14 protein-coding genes and 1 riboswitch are annotated in these 13,802 nt (G+C 75.2%); of the genes, 7 read left to right on the top strand and 7 right to left on the bottom strand.

The features are described 5' to 3' along the window. Positions 1 to 59 precede the first annotated feature (59 nt). A complete protein-coding gene (gene edd, locus ACYVJ4_RS04830) occupies positions 60 to 1,913 on the top strand; it encodes a phosphogluconate dehydratase (RefSeq protein WP_460458978.1) in 1,854 nt (617 codons plus the stop codon). Next, positions 1,910 to 2,560: a bifunctional 4-hydroxy-2-oxoglutarate aldolase/2-dehydro-3-deoxy-phosphogluconate aldolase gene (gene eda / locus ACYVJ4_RS04825; protein ID WP_460458977.1), complete on the top strand. Its 651-nt coding sequence runs from the start codon at positions 1,910 to 1,912 to the stop codon at positions 2,558 to 2,560. Before edd ends, eda begins: the two co-directional genes overlap by 4 nt. A gap of 304 nt (positions 2,561 to 2,864) precedes the next feature. Here the strand turns inward: eda and ACYVJ4_RS04820 are convergent, their stop codons facing one another. From ACYVJ4_RS04820 to ACYVJ4_RS04795, 6 genes are all read right to left on the bottom strand, one after another. Next, positions 2,865 to 3,584 (bottom strand): anti-sigma factor, encoded by a 720-nt coding sequence (locus ACYVJ4_RS04820; RefSeq protein ID WP_460458976.1) that lies wholly within the window; start codon positions 3,582 to 3,584, stop codon positions 2,865 to 2,867. Further along, the gene (locus tag ACYVJ4_RS04815) at positions 3,581 to 4,198 is read right to left on the bottom strand and encodes a sigma-70 family RNA polymerase sigma factor (protein ID WP_460458975.1); all 618 of its coding nucleotides are present in this window, start codon (positions 4,196 to 4,198) and stop codon (positions 3,581 to 3,583) included. The genes ACYVJ4_RS04820 and ACYVJ4_RS04815 overlap by 4 nt, the downstream gene beginning before the upstream one ends. A gap of 93 nt (positions 4,199 to 4,291) precedes the next feature. Beyond that, positions 4,292 to 5,407, bottom strand: coding sequence for a phosphodiester glycosidase family protein (locus ACYVJ4_RS04810; protein ID WP_460458974.1), 1,116 nt, complete (start codon positions 5,405 to 5,407; stop codon positions 4,292 to 4,294). A 162-nt stretch (positions 5,408 to 5,569) separates the two neighbouring features. Next, entirely contained in the window at positions 5,570 to 6,211 is a 642-nt protein-coding gene (locus tag ACYVJ4_RS04805) for a malonic semialdehyde reductase (RefSeq protein WP_460458973.1), read from the bottom strand. 55 nt (positions 6,212 to 6,266) lie between these two features. Further along, positions 6,267 to 7,016 carry a hypothetical protein gene (locus ACYVJ4_RS04800; protein ID WP_460458972.1) on the bottom strand — a complete coding sequence of 250 codons (750 nt, stop codon included), beginning with the start codon at positions 7,014 to 7,016 and terminating at the stop codon, positions 6,267 to 6,269. Positions 7,017 to 7,041: 25 nt separating this feature from the next. Next, positions 7,042 to 8,409 (bottom strand): cryptochrome/photolyase family protein, encoded by a 1,368-nt coding sequence (locus ACYVJ4_RS04795; protein WP_460458971.1) that lies wholly within the window; start codon positions 8,407 to 8,409, stop codon positions 7,042 to 7,044. A 132-nt stretch (positions 8,410 to 8,541) separates the two neighbouring features. On the opposite strand from ACYVJ4_RS04795, the gene ACYVJ4_RS04790 reads away from it, so the two are divergent. From ACYVJ4_RS04790 to ACYVJ4_RS04775, 4 genes are all read left to right on the top strand, one after another. Next, positions 8,542 to 9,234, top strand: a complete 693-nt coding sequence (locus tag ACYVJ4_RS04790; RefSeq protein ID WP_460458970.1) for a metal-dependent transcriptional regulator — start codon at positions 8,542 to 8,544, stop codon at positions 9,232 to 9,234. A gap of 159 nt (positions 9,235 to 9,393) precedes the next feature. After that, positions 9,394 to 9,579, top strand: a riboswitch (cyclic di-AMP (ydaO/yuaA leader). Between the two features lie 3 nt (positions 9,580 to 9,582). Continuing rightward, positions 9,583 to 10,344 carry a C40 family peptidase gene (locus tag ACYVJ4_RS04785; protein ID WP_460458969.1) on the top strand — a complete coding sequence of 254 codons (762 nt, stop codon included), beginning with the start codon at positions 9,583 to 9,585 and terminating at the stop codon, positions 10,342 to 10,344. A gap of 208 nt (positions 10,345 to 10,552) precedes the next feature. After that, positions 10,553 to 11,065, top strand: coding sequence for an HNH endonuclease (locus tag ACYVJ4_RS04780; protein ID WP_460458968.1), 513 nt, complete (start codon positions 10,553 to 10,555; stop codon positions 11,063 to 11,065). 39 nt (positions 11,066 to 11,104) lie between these two features. Next, positions 11,105 to 11,809, top strand: a complete 705-nt coding sequence (locus tag ACYVJ4_RS04775) for a DsbA family oxidoreductase (RefSeq protein WP_460458967.1) — start codon at positions 11,105 to 11,107, stop codon at positions 11,807 to 11,809. 12 nt (positions 11,810 to 11,821) lie between these two features. Here the strand turns inward: ACYVJ4_RS04775 and ACYVJ4_RS04770 are convergent, their stop codons facing one another. Beyond that, complete coding sequence (locus ACYVJ4_RS04770) at positions 11,822 to 12,253, bottom strand: MarR family winged helix-turn-helix transcriptional regulator (protein ID WP_460458966.1); 432 nt, start codon at positions 12,251 to 12,253, stop codon at positions 11,822 to 11,824. Between the two features lie 105 nt (positions 12,254 to 12,358). Here ACYVJ4_RS04770 and ACYVJ4_RS04765 point away from each other — a divergent pair, with 105 nt between their 5' ends. Beyond that, a complete protein-coding gene (locus ACYVJ4_RS04765; RefSeq protein WP_460458965.1) occupies positions 12,359 to 13,801 on the top strand; it encodes an MFS transporter in 1,443 nt (480 codons plus the stop codon). Position 13,802: the final 1 nt, after the last annotated feature.

Raw genomic sequence — 13,802 nt, 5'->3', positions numbered from 1 at the left:
CGCCACCGTCGCCGTCCGCCGACCTCCGTCCTACCGGGGTCGCCGGCGACAGGGAGTTCATGAGCGTCCACCGCGTCGTGCACGACGTCACCGAACGCATCGCCGCCCGCAGCAGCGCCACGCGGGCCGCCTACCTCGACCAGCTCGAGCGCGCCCGCGCCACCCCCGGACGCCGCGGCGCCCTGGGCTGCAGCAACCTGGCGCACGCCGTCGCCGCGTGCGGACCCTCCGAGCGCGCCGCCCTCAGCGGCGACGACGCCCCGAGCATCGCGGTCGTCACGGCCTACAACGACATGCTCTCGGCGCACGCGCCGTACGAGACGTACCCGCAGCAGATCAAGGCGGCCGCGGCGTCGGTCGGCGCGGTCGCCCGCGTCGCGGGCGGTGTCCCCGCGATGTGCGACGGCATCACGCAGGGCCGTGACGGCATGGAGCTCAGCCTCTTCAGCCGCGACGTCATCGCGATGTCGACGGCGATCGCGCTGTCGCACGACGTCTTCGACGCCGCGCTGATGCTCGGCGTCTGCGACAAGATCGTGCCGGGTCTGGTCGAGGGCGCGCTCGCGTTCGGCCACCTGCCGACCGCGTTCGTGCCGGCCGGGCCGATGGCCAGCGGGCTGCCGAACGCCGAGAAGGCCCGGGTGCGCCGCGAGGCGGCCGAGGGCCGGGTCGGTCGCGCCGAGCTGCTCGCGTCCGAGGTGGCGTCGTACCACTCGCCCGGCACGTGCACCTTCTACGGCACCGCCAACTCCAACCAGCTGCTGATGGACGTCATGGGCCTGCACCTGCCCGGTGCCGCCTTCGTGAACCCCGACGACCCGCTGCGGGCGGCCCTCACCGACGCCGCCACCCGGCGGGTCGCCGAGATCGCCGCGAGCGAGGCGCCGTACGGCATCGGCGACGTCGTCGACGAGCGCGTCGTCGTGAACGGCGCGGTGGCGCTGCTGGCCACCGGCGGTTCGACCAACCACACGATGCACCTGGTGGCGATGGCGGCCGCGGCGGGCGTGCAGCTCACCTGGGAGGACCTGGACGACCTCTCGCGCGTCGTCCCGCTCTGCACGCGGCTGTACCCGAGCGGCACCGCGGACGTGAACCACTTCCACGCGGCCGGCGGCACGCCGTACCTCGTCGGCACGCTGCTGGACGCCGGCCTGCTGCACCGCGACGTCCTGACCCTCGCCGGTGCGGGTCTCGACCGGTACCGCGTCCGGCCCGCCCTCGACGCGGACGGCACGCTGCGGTGGGACGACGAGAGGGGGCCCAGCCGCGACCTCGACGTGCTGCGCCCGGCGTCCGACCCGTTCTCGCCGGACGGCGGGCTGCGCGTGCTGCGTGGTTCGCTCGGCCACGCGGTGGTGAAGGTGTCGTCGGTGGCGGCCGAGCACCGCGTCGTCGTGGCACCGGCGCGGGTCTTCACCGACCAGACCGCCGTGCTCGAGGCGTTCTCGCGCCGCGAGCTCGACCGCGACGTCGTGGTCGTGGTGCGCGACCAAGGGCCGTCGGCCAACGGCATGCCCGAGCTGCACCAGCTCACGCCGTCGCTGTCGGTGCTGCAGCGGCGCGGCCACGCGGTGGCGCTCGTGACCGACGGCCGCATGTCGGGCGCGTCGGGCGCGGTGCCGGCGGCGATCCACGTGACGCCGGAGTCGGTGCACGCCGGGCCGATCTCGCGGCTGCAGGACGGCGACGTCGTCCGGATCGACTGCGAGACAGGCAGTCTCGACGTCCTGGTCGACCCGGTGGAGTTCGCGGCCCGACCCGCGGCACCACCGTCGCACCAGGAGCAGCGCGGCACCGGCCGCGAGCTGTTCGGCGCGCTGCGGCGCGCGGTGGGTCGCGCCGACGAGGGCGCCCACGTGTTCGGAACCGTTGCGCCGCAGGGCGTCGACCTCCAGGAGAGTGCGTTGTGAGCGTGGTGGGTGCACCGGTGGTGCGTGGGGTCGAGGATGTGCTGGCGGTCTCGCCCGTCGTCCCGGTCGTGGTCGTCGACGACGTCGCGGACGCCGTCCCGCTGGCCCGAGCGCTGCTGGACGGCGGCATCGGCGTCGTCGAGATCACGCTGCGCACGCCGGCCGGGCTGGCGGCGATCGAGCGGGTCGCCGCCGAGGTGCCGGGGATGGTCGTGGGCGCCGGCACGGTGGTGACGCCGGCGCAGGTCGAGGCCGTCGCGGCGGCCGGTGCGTCGTTCGTGGTGACACCCGGCGCGCCGGACGGCCTGCTGCGGGCCGCGCTGGCGAGCGGCCTGCCGCTGCTGGCCGGGGCGAGCACGCTGACCGAGATGATGCGGCTGGTCGAGCACGGGCTCAGCGCGATGAAGTTCTTCCCGGCCGAGGCCAGCGGCGGGCGCAACTACCTCGCAGCGGTGGCGGGCCCGCTTCCCGACCTGCGGTTCTGCCCCACGGGCGGCATCACGGCCGCCTCGGCGCCGGCCTACCTCGCGCTGCCGTCGGTGGCCTGCGTCGGCGGTTCGTGGCTCACGCCGCGGTCGGCGGTGGACGAGGGCCGCTGGGACGTCGTCGAGACCCTCGCGCGAGAGGCGGCCGCGCTCGCCCGCTGACGGGCAGGTGAAGGCCCGCAGGCCGGTCCTGGGAAGGACCTGCCGCGCTGGACGAGGCGCGGCTCCTGCGGGCCGACGGTGACTGCCTGGATCTCGCCGGCCTGCCTGCCCCGAGGGGCGAGAGCTGCGGTGGGATCAGAAGCCCGTCCGAGTTCGACGGCGGCTAGCGGGCAGCCACCTCACGCGTCCGTAGATCACTCACTTCTCGGACCACCTCCTTTCCCGTGTGCCGCAACGGTACGTCGGGTCCTCGGAGGGTGCAACGGGTTACCGCGCGCGGGGCGGCTGCGGCTCGCGCACGGGGTCAGGCCGACAGGTCCATCGTCATGACCGGGGCGGTCGTCGGCTGCCGCGAGCCGCCCGCCGGCTCGACGGTGACACCGAGCTTCGCGCCGGGGCGCACGCCCGTGGCCAGCAGCGCGGTCGAGCCCTCGATGACGCCGACCGAGCGGGTGCCGCCGTCGAGCACCCACAGCTGCAGCACGTGGTCGGCGTCGACCGGCGGGAGCTGCTGGCCGACGAAGACGGCCTTGCCCTGCGACGGCGAGACGATCACCCGGGCGACGCCCCCGCCGTCGACCTGGCGGGCATCGGACGCACCGATGACCGACGACATCTGGGCGGCGACCTGACGGGCCTGCGCGGCCTGGTGCTGCTCGCGCACCGCGAGACCGCCGAGCGAGCCGGCGACCACGAGCAGGGCGGCGGCGACGGCGAGCAGGGCGCGCGACGTCGTCCGGGCCCGGCGCAGCAGCGGCAGCACCCGGCCCTCGTCGTCCGAGCTGTCGGCGAGCGGCGGCAGCTGGCGGGTCGTGCGCACCTCGGCCATCACCGAGCTGGCGAACGCCGCCGGGACGCCGGTGGTCGCGGCCAGGCCGAGCACCGCGCCGGTGGCACGCAGGCCCTCGACCTCGGCCGTGCACTCCGGGCACCCGGCGAGGTGCTGCTCGAACGCGCGGCGCTCGTCGTCGTCCAGCGCGTCCAGGGCGTAGGCACCGGTCATCGTGTGCGGGTCGTGGGTCACGCCGTCACCCCCAGGCAGTCGCGCAGGCGGATCAGGCCGTCGCGCAGTCGGGTCTTCACGGTGCCGAGCGGCACGTCGAGCAGCTCGGCGACCTCCTTGTAGGTGTACCCGCCGTAGTAGGCGAGCTGCACGGACTCGCGCTGGATGTCGGTCAGCCCGGACAGGCAGCGCCGCACGGCCTGCTGCTCCAGCCGCACCTCGACCTCCTCGGCCACCTCGTCGTACTCGCGCACGTGCTCGCGCGCGCCCACCCGCTGGTCGCGGTCGCGCGAGGCCTGCGCCGAGCGCACCCGGTCGACCGCCCGCGCGTGGGCCATCGTCATGATCCAGGACGTCGCGCTGCCGCGGCCCGCGTCGAACCGGGTGGCGGTGCGCCAGACCTCGACCATGACCTCTTGCGCGACCTCCTCGGACTGCGCCGGGTCGCGCAGCACGCGCCGCACCAGCCCCAGCACCGAGCCGGCCGTGCGGCGGAACAGCTCCTCGAAGGCCGGCTCGTCACCGCGCGCGACGCGGCCGACCACGGCCTCGAGGGTCTCCGGCTGGTCGGTGTCCGGCACGACGTCGAGGTCGAGGTCGGTCACCGTGCTCAGCCGTCGCTCGTGCGAGCCCATCCGAGCTCCCTTCGCGCGCCGCAGTGCCACTGTCCACCCCGTCTTCGTCGTGCGAGCCCACCTGGATTGGTCGCCGCTGCGACCATGCTGCGCTCAGCGGGACGAGATCGCGAGCGCGACGGGCACCTTGCGCAGCGACGCCGCGACCGGGACGGCGACGTTGAACCGCGAGCGCTGGCCACGGATCATCGTCACGGACCCGCCGCCGTCCAGGAGCACCGCGGTGGTGGCGCCCAGCTGGCGCATGGCCGAGGCGACGGCGTAGGGCGCCATGCCCTTGGTGCTGCGGGCGGGGCCGAGGCCGAAGGACGTGGTCACGACGAAGATCCGCGACCGACGGGCGTTCCAGCCGATGGCGATCCGGCTGCGCTCTTCCAGGAACTGCGGCTCGCAGCGGACGACGCCGTCGCGCAGCACCTCCGAGCCCACGCCGGTGCTGCTCAGGATGCGCTCGTCGGCGTCGTCGAGGGCGCGCAGCACCAGGCGCGGCCGGGCGTGTAGCGAGCGGAGGTGCAGGTAGGTGTCGCGGCTGGTGACGACGAGCCGGTAGCTGCCGACGTGCAGGACGCGGGTGTGCGGCACCGGGCCGGTCCAGTGCGAGGAGTAGGCGTAGATGCCGTGCTCGACGCGGCGCGCGGCGGCGTTCACGCCGATCACCGGCCAGCTCTCGTCGCCCACGACGAGTCGCGAGCCGCTCGTGACGTGGTGCGCGAGCGAGGGCCGGCCGTGCGCGTCGAGGACGAGCGCGGCGTCCTGGCGGACGTTGGGGTCGAGGTGGCGCACGTAGCCCGAGAGGACGAGCGGGCCGCGGGGGATGTCGCGCAGGAAGTAGTCGCCGTTCACCGTGAGGGTCGGGCGCCAGGTGCTGCGGGCCAGGCCGAAGACGTCGGTGGCCGGGCCCTTGCCGCCTCCGATCGTCGACTGCGTCACCGGCTTCACGCGGGCCCTGGCGGGATCGATGCTGATGACCTTGGCGAACGATCCGGCCAGCGTGCCGCTGTACTCGGTGACGCCGCGAGAGGCCGCGCGGGCGGAGGTGCGCACCAGCCGGACGGCGGGGCAGCTGACGGCGTCGGAGCGCGCGGCGACGGCGGTGGCCGCGGCGCTCGAGGTCAGCGCGGACGCGGTGGCCGGCGGACCGGCGAGCACGGCGCCGCCGAGGCCGGCGGCGACGAGCAGGACGGCGCCGCGGCGCAGGGTGGCAGGCACGATCGAGACCCTCCGGGTGGGCGGGCGTCGAGGTGAGCCCGCCGGATGGACCCGGCTTCCCCCCGGGACGACCTGACTGCCATCGGCCGCCCGTCCGGAGGGCTTGAGGCCGGCCTGCAAGATCGTTTGGTCTCGGCCACAGGTCGTGCGCGGCCCCTGGTGTCACACGGTCGTGACGACGTCCTCGAGCTCCAGCCGCGGGCTGCGCGCGAACGAGGCGTCCGGGCCGGGGCGGCCGACGTTGACCACGGCCAGCACGCGCTGAGCGGTGCCGGCGAAGAACTCGCGCTCGAGCCCGGCGGCGTCGAAGCCGGTCATCGGGCCGGCGGCCAGGCCGGCCGCCCGCACGCCGAGGATGAAGTAGCCGACCTGCAGCGCGGCGTTGAACCGGCCGCTGCGCTCGCGCGCCGCGTCGTCCGCGAAGGCGTCGCGGGCCCCGGCGAAGTGCGGGAACGTGCGCGGCAGCAGGTCGTGGAAGTCGGTGTCGGCCGTCAGGACGGCGACGAGCGGGGCCGAGCCGGTCTTGGCCCGGTTGCCGGGCGCCATGTGGTCGAGCAGGCGGGCGCGGGCCTCGTCGCTGCGGACGAGCAGCACGCGCAGCGGCTGGCTGTTCATCGCGGTCGGGGCCCAGCGGACCAGGTCGTAGACGGCGGCGACCTGCTCGTCGGTGACCGGCTCGTCGGTGAAGGTGTTCGCCGTGCGGGCCTCGCGGAAGAGCAGGTCCTGGGCCTCGCGCGACAGCGCGAGGACGTCGCGCAGGTCGGAGCGGTCGGAGCGGTCGGTGTCAGGGGTGGTGGCGGTCATGGGTAGTTGAACGGGCAACTACCGGTGCTGCTTCCCGCGGCCGGTGAGGCGCGCGTCACACCGGCGCGACGGCCGCCGGGTCGACCGCGATCCAGACGGCGGACGCGCGGCCGAGCAGGCGCCCGTCGTCCAGCGCGTGCAACGCGGTCTCGGTCCAGGCCTTGCGGCCCTCCAGCCGCAGCACCCGGCCGACGACCACGTGCGGGCGGCCGACCTCGGGACGGCCGTCCAGCGCCGCGGTCATCGTGCCGAGCACCATCGGTCGTCCGGCCAGGTCGACCGACCAGCCGCCGGGGCAGTCCAGCGCGGCCCAGGTGACCTCGGCGCTCACGCGGCCGGCGTCGTCCGGGTCGGCGAGCGAGGCGTCGGGCGTCCAGGTGCACGCCGTCACGTCGTCCTGGCCGGGCAGGGGGCCGGGCCGCAGGGCCAGGCCGTCGGACGCCGGGCGGGCCGTGCCGCAGCTGAAGCAGGTCGGGAAGGGGTGGTCGGACCAGCCCCGGTACCCGGGCTCGGCGGCGACGGCGACGTCCCAGGTCACCAGCGCCGGTGCCGGGTCGGTGAACGGCGACGCGACCCGCACGGCCCGGGCGACCGGGCGGCCGGCGTCCAGCGCGAGCACCGAGCCGTCGTCCTCGGTCGTCACCTCGAGCGGGACGTCGAGCGGCGGGGGAGCGCTGAGCCGCACCTGGACCGCCTCGCCGGGGCCGGGACGCAGCCGGGCCGCGAGCGCCCCGCAGGTCCAGCCGCCGTTGCCGGAGCGGGGCGGGCCGTTGAACCGGGCCGGGACGACGAGGGGCGCGCTCACGCCGACAACCTAGCCACGGCCGGTCCTAGCCGCGGCGACGGATCTGCTCGTAGCGGCGCAGCGCCTCGCCGCGCTCCTCGCCGTGGTCGACGACCCGCTCGGGGTAGCCGTGGTCGTAGCCGTCGTCGGCCTCCCACGGCTCGTGCGCTGCGGCGCCCGCCAGGTGCGCGAGCTCGGGCACCCAGCGGCGCACGTACGCGCCGTCCGGGTCGAACTTCTTGCCCTGGGTGACGGGGTTGAAGACGCGGAAGTAGGGGGCGGCGTCGGTGCCGCTGCCGGCCACCCACTGCCAGCCGTGGTTGTTGCTGGCCAGGTCGCCGTCGCGCAGCCAGCGCAGGAAGTGCCGCGCGCCGTGCTGCCACTCGACGTGCAGGTCCTTGACCAGGAAGCTCGCGGTCACCATGCGCACCCGGTTGTGCATCCAGCCGGTGGCGAGCAGCTGGCGCATGCCGGCGTCGACGAACGGGTAGCCGGTGCGGCCCTCCTGCCAGGCGTGGAAGGCGTTGCTGGTGGGGCGGGCGTAGTCCATGCGCGCGTACTCGGGCCGCAGGTACTCGCGGGCGGTCTCCGGTCGGTGCCACAGGACGTCGGCGTAGAACTCGCGCCAGCACAGCTCGGTGCGGAAGGTGTCGGCGCCGCGGCCCCGTCGTCCGGCCAGGTCGGCCAGCAGCGTGCGGGGGTGCACCTCGCCGTACTTCAGGTGCGCCGACAGCCCGGACGTGGCGTCGAGGTCGGGCCGGTCGCGCCCCTCGGCGTAGCCGGCCAGGTCGTCGTCCACGAACGCGTGCCAGCGCTCGAGCGCCGCCTGCTCGCCGACGTCCGGCAGCTCGAGGTCGCCCAGCCCCGGCTCGGCGGGCAGGTCGACGCCCTCGACCGACCGCGCCCAGCGCAGCCCGGACGGCGGCGGGCCGGCCGGGGCGGGCCAGCCGTGGTCGCGCCAGGCCCGGCTGAACGGCGTGAACACCTGGTACGGCGTGCCGTCGTCCTTGGTGACGGTGCCCGGCCCCACGGCGTAGGGCGTGCCGGTGCGCACCAGGGGGACGTCGTGCTCGGCCAGCGCCTGCTCCACCGCGTCGTCGCGGCGACGGCCGTAGGGGCCGGCGTCGGCGGTGACGTGCACCGAGGCGGCGCCCAGCTCGCGGGCCACGCGGGGCAGGACGTCGACCGGGTCGCCCCGGCGCAGCACCAGCGCGCCGTCGGTGGCGGTGCGCAGCGCGGCGAGCGAGCGCACCAGCCAGGCCTGGCGCGGGGCGCCGGACGGCCCCCACAGCGCCGGGTCGACGACGAACAGCAGCAGCACCCGGCCGCCATCGGCCTGCTCGGCCGCGGCGTGCAGGGCGGGGTGGTCGTGCAGCCGCAGGTCGCGGCGCAGCCACAGCACGGTGTCGGGCACCCGCCCACGCTAGGGGCGGGGTCGACGTCCGGCCCGCCCGGCGGACGGCGGAGCGCGCCAGCCGGCCGGACCGGAATGTCTCGCCGACCGCGTACGCTCCACCTGGGCGACCAGCAGAGAGGGCCAGCGCGCGTGAGCGACCTGATCGACACCACCGAGATGTACCTGCGCACCATCTTCGAGCTCGAGGAGGAGGGCACCGTCCCCCTGCGCGCGCGCATCGCCGAGCGGCTCGGGCACAGCGGCCCGACCGTCTCGCAGACGGTGGCGCGCATGGAGCGGGCCGGTCTGCTGCACGTCAGCGGCGACCGCCACCTCGAGCTCAGCGTCGACGGCCGAGCCAAGGCCACCCGCGTGATGCGCAAGCACCGCCTGGCCGAGCGCCTGCTGGTCGACGTCGTCGGCCTGGAGTGGGAGTTCGTGCACGAGGAGGCCTGCCGCTGGGAGCACGTCATGAGCGAGCGGGTCGAGCGCAAGCTGCTGCAGATCCTCGACCACCCCACGCTGTCGCCCTACGGCAACCCGATCCCGGGGCTGGACGAGCTGGGCGAGGCCGGTCAGGGCGAGCTGTTCCTGCGCGAGGGGCTCAGCCAGCTCACCGAGCTCGCCTCGAGCACGGTCCAGCAGGTCGTCGTGCACCGGATCGGGGAGCCGGCCCAGGCCGACCCGACCGTGCTGCAGACCCTGCACTCGGCCGGGCTGCGGCCGGGCCAGAGCGTGCAGGTGCGCCTGGACGCCGGGCAGCTGCTCGTCGCCGGCGGCGACGGCGCCGAGGTCGAGGTGCAGAAGCAGATCGCCGAGCACGTCTTCGTCACCAGCGGGTGACCGCCCGGCCACGGTCGGCAGCCGCACCTGCGGCGGGGTGACCGCGGCACGCCGGGAAGGTGACAGCGCGGCGTCCTCTTGTGTAGTTTGGCCCGTGCCTCCCGTCCCTGTCGGGGGGCCCTCAGCGTGGACGCCGAGCTCTGCCACCACGTACCGAGGCCTCGTACGACACCGTCTGGCAGAGGCGGGGGACCCACTTCCGGACGAACGCAGCAGCCAGCCGCGACCGTCCTCGGGGTGAAGCCACCGAGCGGCACGACCTGCGGGTCGTGGCGCGACGTGGCCGGGTGATCACTCTCCACCCGAACCCGACAGCTCACCTCGAAGGCGTCAGAGAGGCACTTCCACGTGACGACCCGTAGCACCGGGCGCCATCGGGCGCCTGCGCGTTCTGCGTCCCCCGTCCTCGCCATCGCCCAGACGCCGTCCGGCGCCGTCGCCAAGACCGGCGCCGTCATCGCGGTCTCCAGCGGTCTGGTCGCCTCGCTCGGTCTGCAGGCCCACGCCGCGACCCCGGCGACGGTCGACACCGCGGCGAACACCGCCGAGGCCACGACCCAGCAGGCGTCCGGCGTCCCCGCCGCGCTCACCAGCGGCGTCGCCAAGGCCCCGGAGTTCGGCGAGATCGGCTTCACCGCCAAGGCCAAGCCGAAGCCGAAGCCCAAGCCGGTGGTGCAGATCCAGCGCGCCGTCCAGAAGGTCAGCCGCAGCACCGAGCGCCGCGAGATCCCCGCGCCGGTGCACATCAAGGCCGGCGACCCGGGCTCGGCCGAGTTCGGCGCGGCGGTCATGGCGATCGCCGCCCGCTACGCCGGCACCCCGTACCAGTACGGCGGCACCACGCCCAACGGCTTCGACTGCTCGGGCTACACCGGGTACGTCTTCAACCAGGTCGGCATCAGCCTGCCCCGCACCTCGAGCGCCCAGCGCGCGGCCACCACGCGCATCTCGCGCGCCGAGGCCGTCCCGGGCGACCTGGTCTTCTTCCCCGGCCACGTCGGCATCTACGCCGGCAACGGCATGATGTGGGACTCCCCGCGCACCGGCGAGTCGGTGAGCAAGCGGGCGGTCTACTCCAGCAGCGCCACGTACGGCCGCGTCGTCGGCTGACCAGCGCGCCCCGACGACCGGGCCCGGCACCCCCGTGGTGCCGGGCCCGTCGTCGTCCCGGCACTCGGACGTCGGCCGGGCGCGCAATGTGCGTGACCTGACGGCACGCCGCCGCTTACCCTTCGACTGGGCCGTCACCCCGGGCGGACCGCGGACGCCGCCGTGTCCCGCACGCCAGCTGGGCCCGCCGGCGAGGAGGGAGCGCGCGATGCGCACGCTCGTGCTCAACGCCGGCTACGAGCCGTTGTCGGTGGTGTCCTTCAAGCGGGCCGTCGTGCTCGTGCTGGCCGGCAAGGCGACCGTCCTGGCCGACACCGGCGAGCCGCTGCGCAGCGCCGGCCCCCTGCACCGCACCGGCCTGGCCTTCGGCACCCCGTCGGTGATCCTGCTGGTGCGCTACGTGCGGGCGCCCCGCCGTCGAGCCGTCGCGGTCAGCCGACGCGGCGTGCTGCGGCGCGACGGGCACCGCTGCGCCTACTGCCAGGGGTCGGCCGCGACGGTCGACCACGTGGTGCCGCGCTCGCGCGGGGGAGCGGACACCTGGGAGAACCTCGTGGCCTGCTGCCTGCGCTGCAACGGCGTCAAGGGCGACCGGACGCCGGACGAGATGGGCTGGCGGCTGCACGTGCGCCCGCACGCCCCGGCCGGACCGGTCTGGGTGCTGCGCGGCGCCGAGGCGGTCGACCCCACCTGGGAGGAGTTCCTCGGCCTGGCCGCCTGAGCCGGGAAGAGGGCGGCGCCGCCCGCGGTTGGCCCCCTCGTGAGCGAAGCGCTGAAGGTCGAGATCTGGTCCGACGTCGTGTGCCCCTGGTGCTACATCGGCAAGCGCCGGTTCGAGCAGGCGGTGGCGGCGACCGGCGTCCCGGTGGACGTCGTCTGGCGCTCGTTCCAGCTCGACCCGACCGCCCCGCGCCAGTCGGTCGAGGACACCGCCACCTACCTCGGGCGCAAGTACGGCGGCGGCCGCGACGCGGGGCTGGCGATGAACGCGCGGGTCAGCGAGGTCGCGGCGCAGGACGGGCTGGAGTACCACCTGGACGACGCGCAGCGGGCGAACACCGGTGACGCCCACCGGCTGCTGCACCTGGCGGCCGAGCACGGGCGCCAGGACGAGCTGAAGGAGCGGCTGCTGCGCGCCTACTTCACCGAGTCGCTGGCCGTGGGCGACCACGAGGTGCTGGCGGGGCTGGCCGACGAGGTGGGCCTGCCCCCTGAGCGGGTGCGGGAGGTGCTGGCCTCCGAGGAGTTCGCGCGCGACGTCGAGGCCGACCAGGCCGAGGCGGCGGCGTTGGGGGCGACGGGGGTGCCGTTCTTCGTGCTCGACCGTCGCTACGGCGTCAGCGGGGCGCAGCCGGCCGCGCTGTTCGAGCAGGCGCTGCGGCAGGCCTGGGGCGAGCGGACGCCGGCGCTGGTCGGCGTGCGCGGCGCCGAGGACGCCGAGGCGTGCGGCCCCGAGGGCTGCTGACGCCGCCGCGCGTCACCCGACGTCCTTGACCGCCTCGAGGTAGCGCGCGACCGTCTCGAGCTGGTCGACCGTGAACTCGCGGTGCACCTGCTCGAGCTGGTCGAGGATGCGCTCGTACGCCTCGCCCACCTCGACGACCGTGACCGGCAGCGCGGTGACGAGCACCTTGCGACGGTCGTCGGGCGCGGCGTCGCGCTGCACCAGGCCCTTGGCCTCCAACCGGTCGAGCACGCGGGTGGTAGTGCTGGAGGGCAGCCCGGTGGCCGCGCTCACCTGGCCAGGGGTCATCGCGCCCTCGTGCCGGCCGATCACGCCGTAGGTCTGCCAGTCGACGACGTTCAACCCCACGTGCCGGGCGATCCGCTCGTTCGTGAGCACGCTCGAGGCGATCACCTCCTGCATGACCTGGGTGATGCGCTCGGTCACCTGCGCGCGGGTGGACACGGCGACGTCCCTCCTCTACTCTCTCCGAATCGGAGAGATCCCGAATCAGAGATATCTCGTCGTGGGAACTCTCCGTCCCATCGAGACTAGTGGACGGAGCGGGTCGTGGTGCGATCTCGTGGGCTGGCGACCGGGGTGCTGGTCGTGGCCTCCTTCATGGACCTGATGGACGCGACGATCGTGAACGTCGCCCTGCCGTCGATCCGGGACGGGCTGCACGCCAGCGCGTCCCAGCTGGAGTGGGTGGTGGGCGCGTACCTGCTCGCCTTCGCGGTGCTGCTCATCACCGGTGGCCGGCTCGGCGACGTCGTCGGGCGGCAGCGGGTGTTCGTGGTGGGCGTGCTGGGGTTCACGGCGGGCTCGGCCCTCGCCGCCGCGGCGCAGGGCGGTGGCACGCTCGTCGCGGCCAGGGTGCTGCAGGGCCTGTTCGCGGCGCTGATGGTGCCGCAGGCGCTGTCGACCGTGCAGGCCCTGTACGCGCCGCGCGAGCGGGCACCGATCTACGGCGTGCTCGGCGCGGTGTCGGGCCTGGCCGCCGTGGCTGGCCCGCTGCTCGGCGGGTGGCTGGTGACCAGCGACGCCCTCGGACTGGGCTGGCGCAGCGTGTTCCTGATCAACCTGCCGGTGGGGGTCGTGCTCGCCGTGGCCGCGTTGCGCTGGGTGCCCGACACCCGCTCGGAGCACGCCCCGGCCCTCGACCTGCTCGGCGTCGGCCTCGGCAGCGCCGGCCTGCTGGGGGTGGTCTACCCGCTCGTCGAGGGTCGCCAGCTCGGCTGGCCGGTGTGGCTGTGGGGGGTGCTGGCGGCCGGGCTCGCCGTGCTGGCCGGCTTCGTGGTGCAGCAGCGGGCGCGCGACCGGCGCGACGCCTCGGCCCTGCTGCCGCCGCAGCTCTTCGCGAACCGCGGCTTCTCGGCCGGGCTGGTCACGCAGGCGACGTTCCAGGGCGCGATGGGTGCGCTGGTGCTGGTGCTCGCGCTCTACCTGCAGACCGGGCTCGGCTTCACCGCGATGGCGGCCGGGCTGACCTTGCTGCCGTTCAGCCTGGGCGCGTTCGTCGGCACCGCGGTGGCGGTGCCCCTGGGCACCCGCGTGGGCAAGGCGGTCATGGTGGCCGGCGGCCTGCTGCAGGCCGGGGGCGTGCTGTGGGCGCTCGCGGTGGTGCGCGACCGCCTCGACGACCTCGGCGGCTGGCAGCTCGCGCCGCCGCTCGCGGTGATGGGCGTGGGGCTGGGCCTGCTCGTCGTGCCGCTCGTCGACGTCGCGCTGGCCACCGTGCCCACGGCGGACGCCGGTGCCGCCTCGGGCGTGTACGGCACCTTCCAGCAGGTCGGGGCGGCGCTGGGCGTCGCGGTCTCGGGCGTGGTGTTCTTCCACGTCGTGGGGGCGGATTTCTCCGCGGCGTCGCTGCGGGCGGGCCTGCTGGCCGCGGGCTGGGTCTCGGTCGTGGGGTACACCCTGTCGGCCGCCGCCAGCCTGCTGCTGCCGGCGCGCGCCGACGTGCTCGCCCACGTCGAGGAGCAGGAGGCGCTGCTGCGGGTGCCCGCCTGAC

The sequence above is a fragment of the Angustibacter peucedani genome, assembly GCF_054779595.1.
This window is presented reverse-complemented; position numbering and strand designations above follow the sequence as displayed.

Bases quoted from the DNA above. Each gene is read 5' to 3' on its own strand.
- ACYVJ4_RS04780 (WP_460458968.1), top strand. From the start codon at position 10,553: ATGCGCACGCTCGTGCTCAACGCCGGCTACGAGCCGTTGTCGGTGGTG.
- ACYVJ4_RS04805 (WP_460458973.1), bottom strand. From the start codon at position 6,211: ATGACCGCCACCACCCCTGACACCGACCGCTCCGACCGCTCCGACCTG.
- edd (WP_460458978.1), top strand. From the start codon at position 60: ATGAGCGTCCACCGCGTCGTGCACGACGTCACCGAACGCATCGCCGCC.
- ACYVJ4_RS04815 (WP_460458975.1), bottom strand. From the start codon at position 4,198: ATGGGCTCGCACGAGCGACGGCTGAGCACGGTGACCGACCTCGACCTC.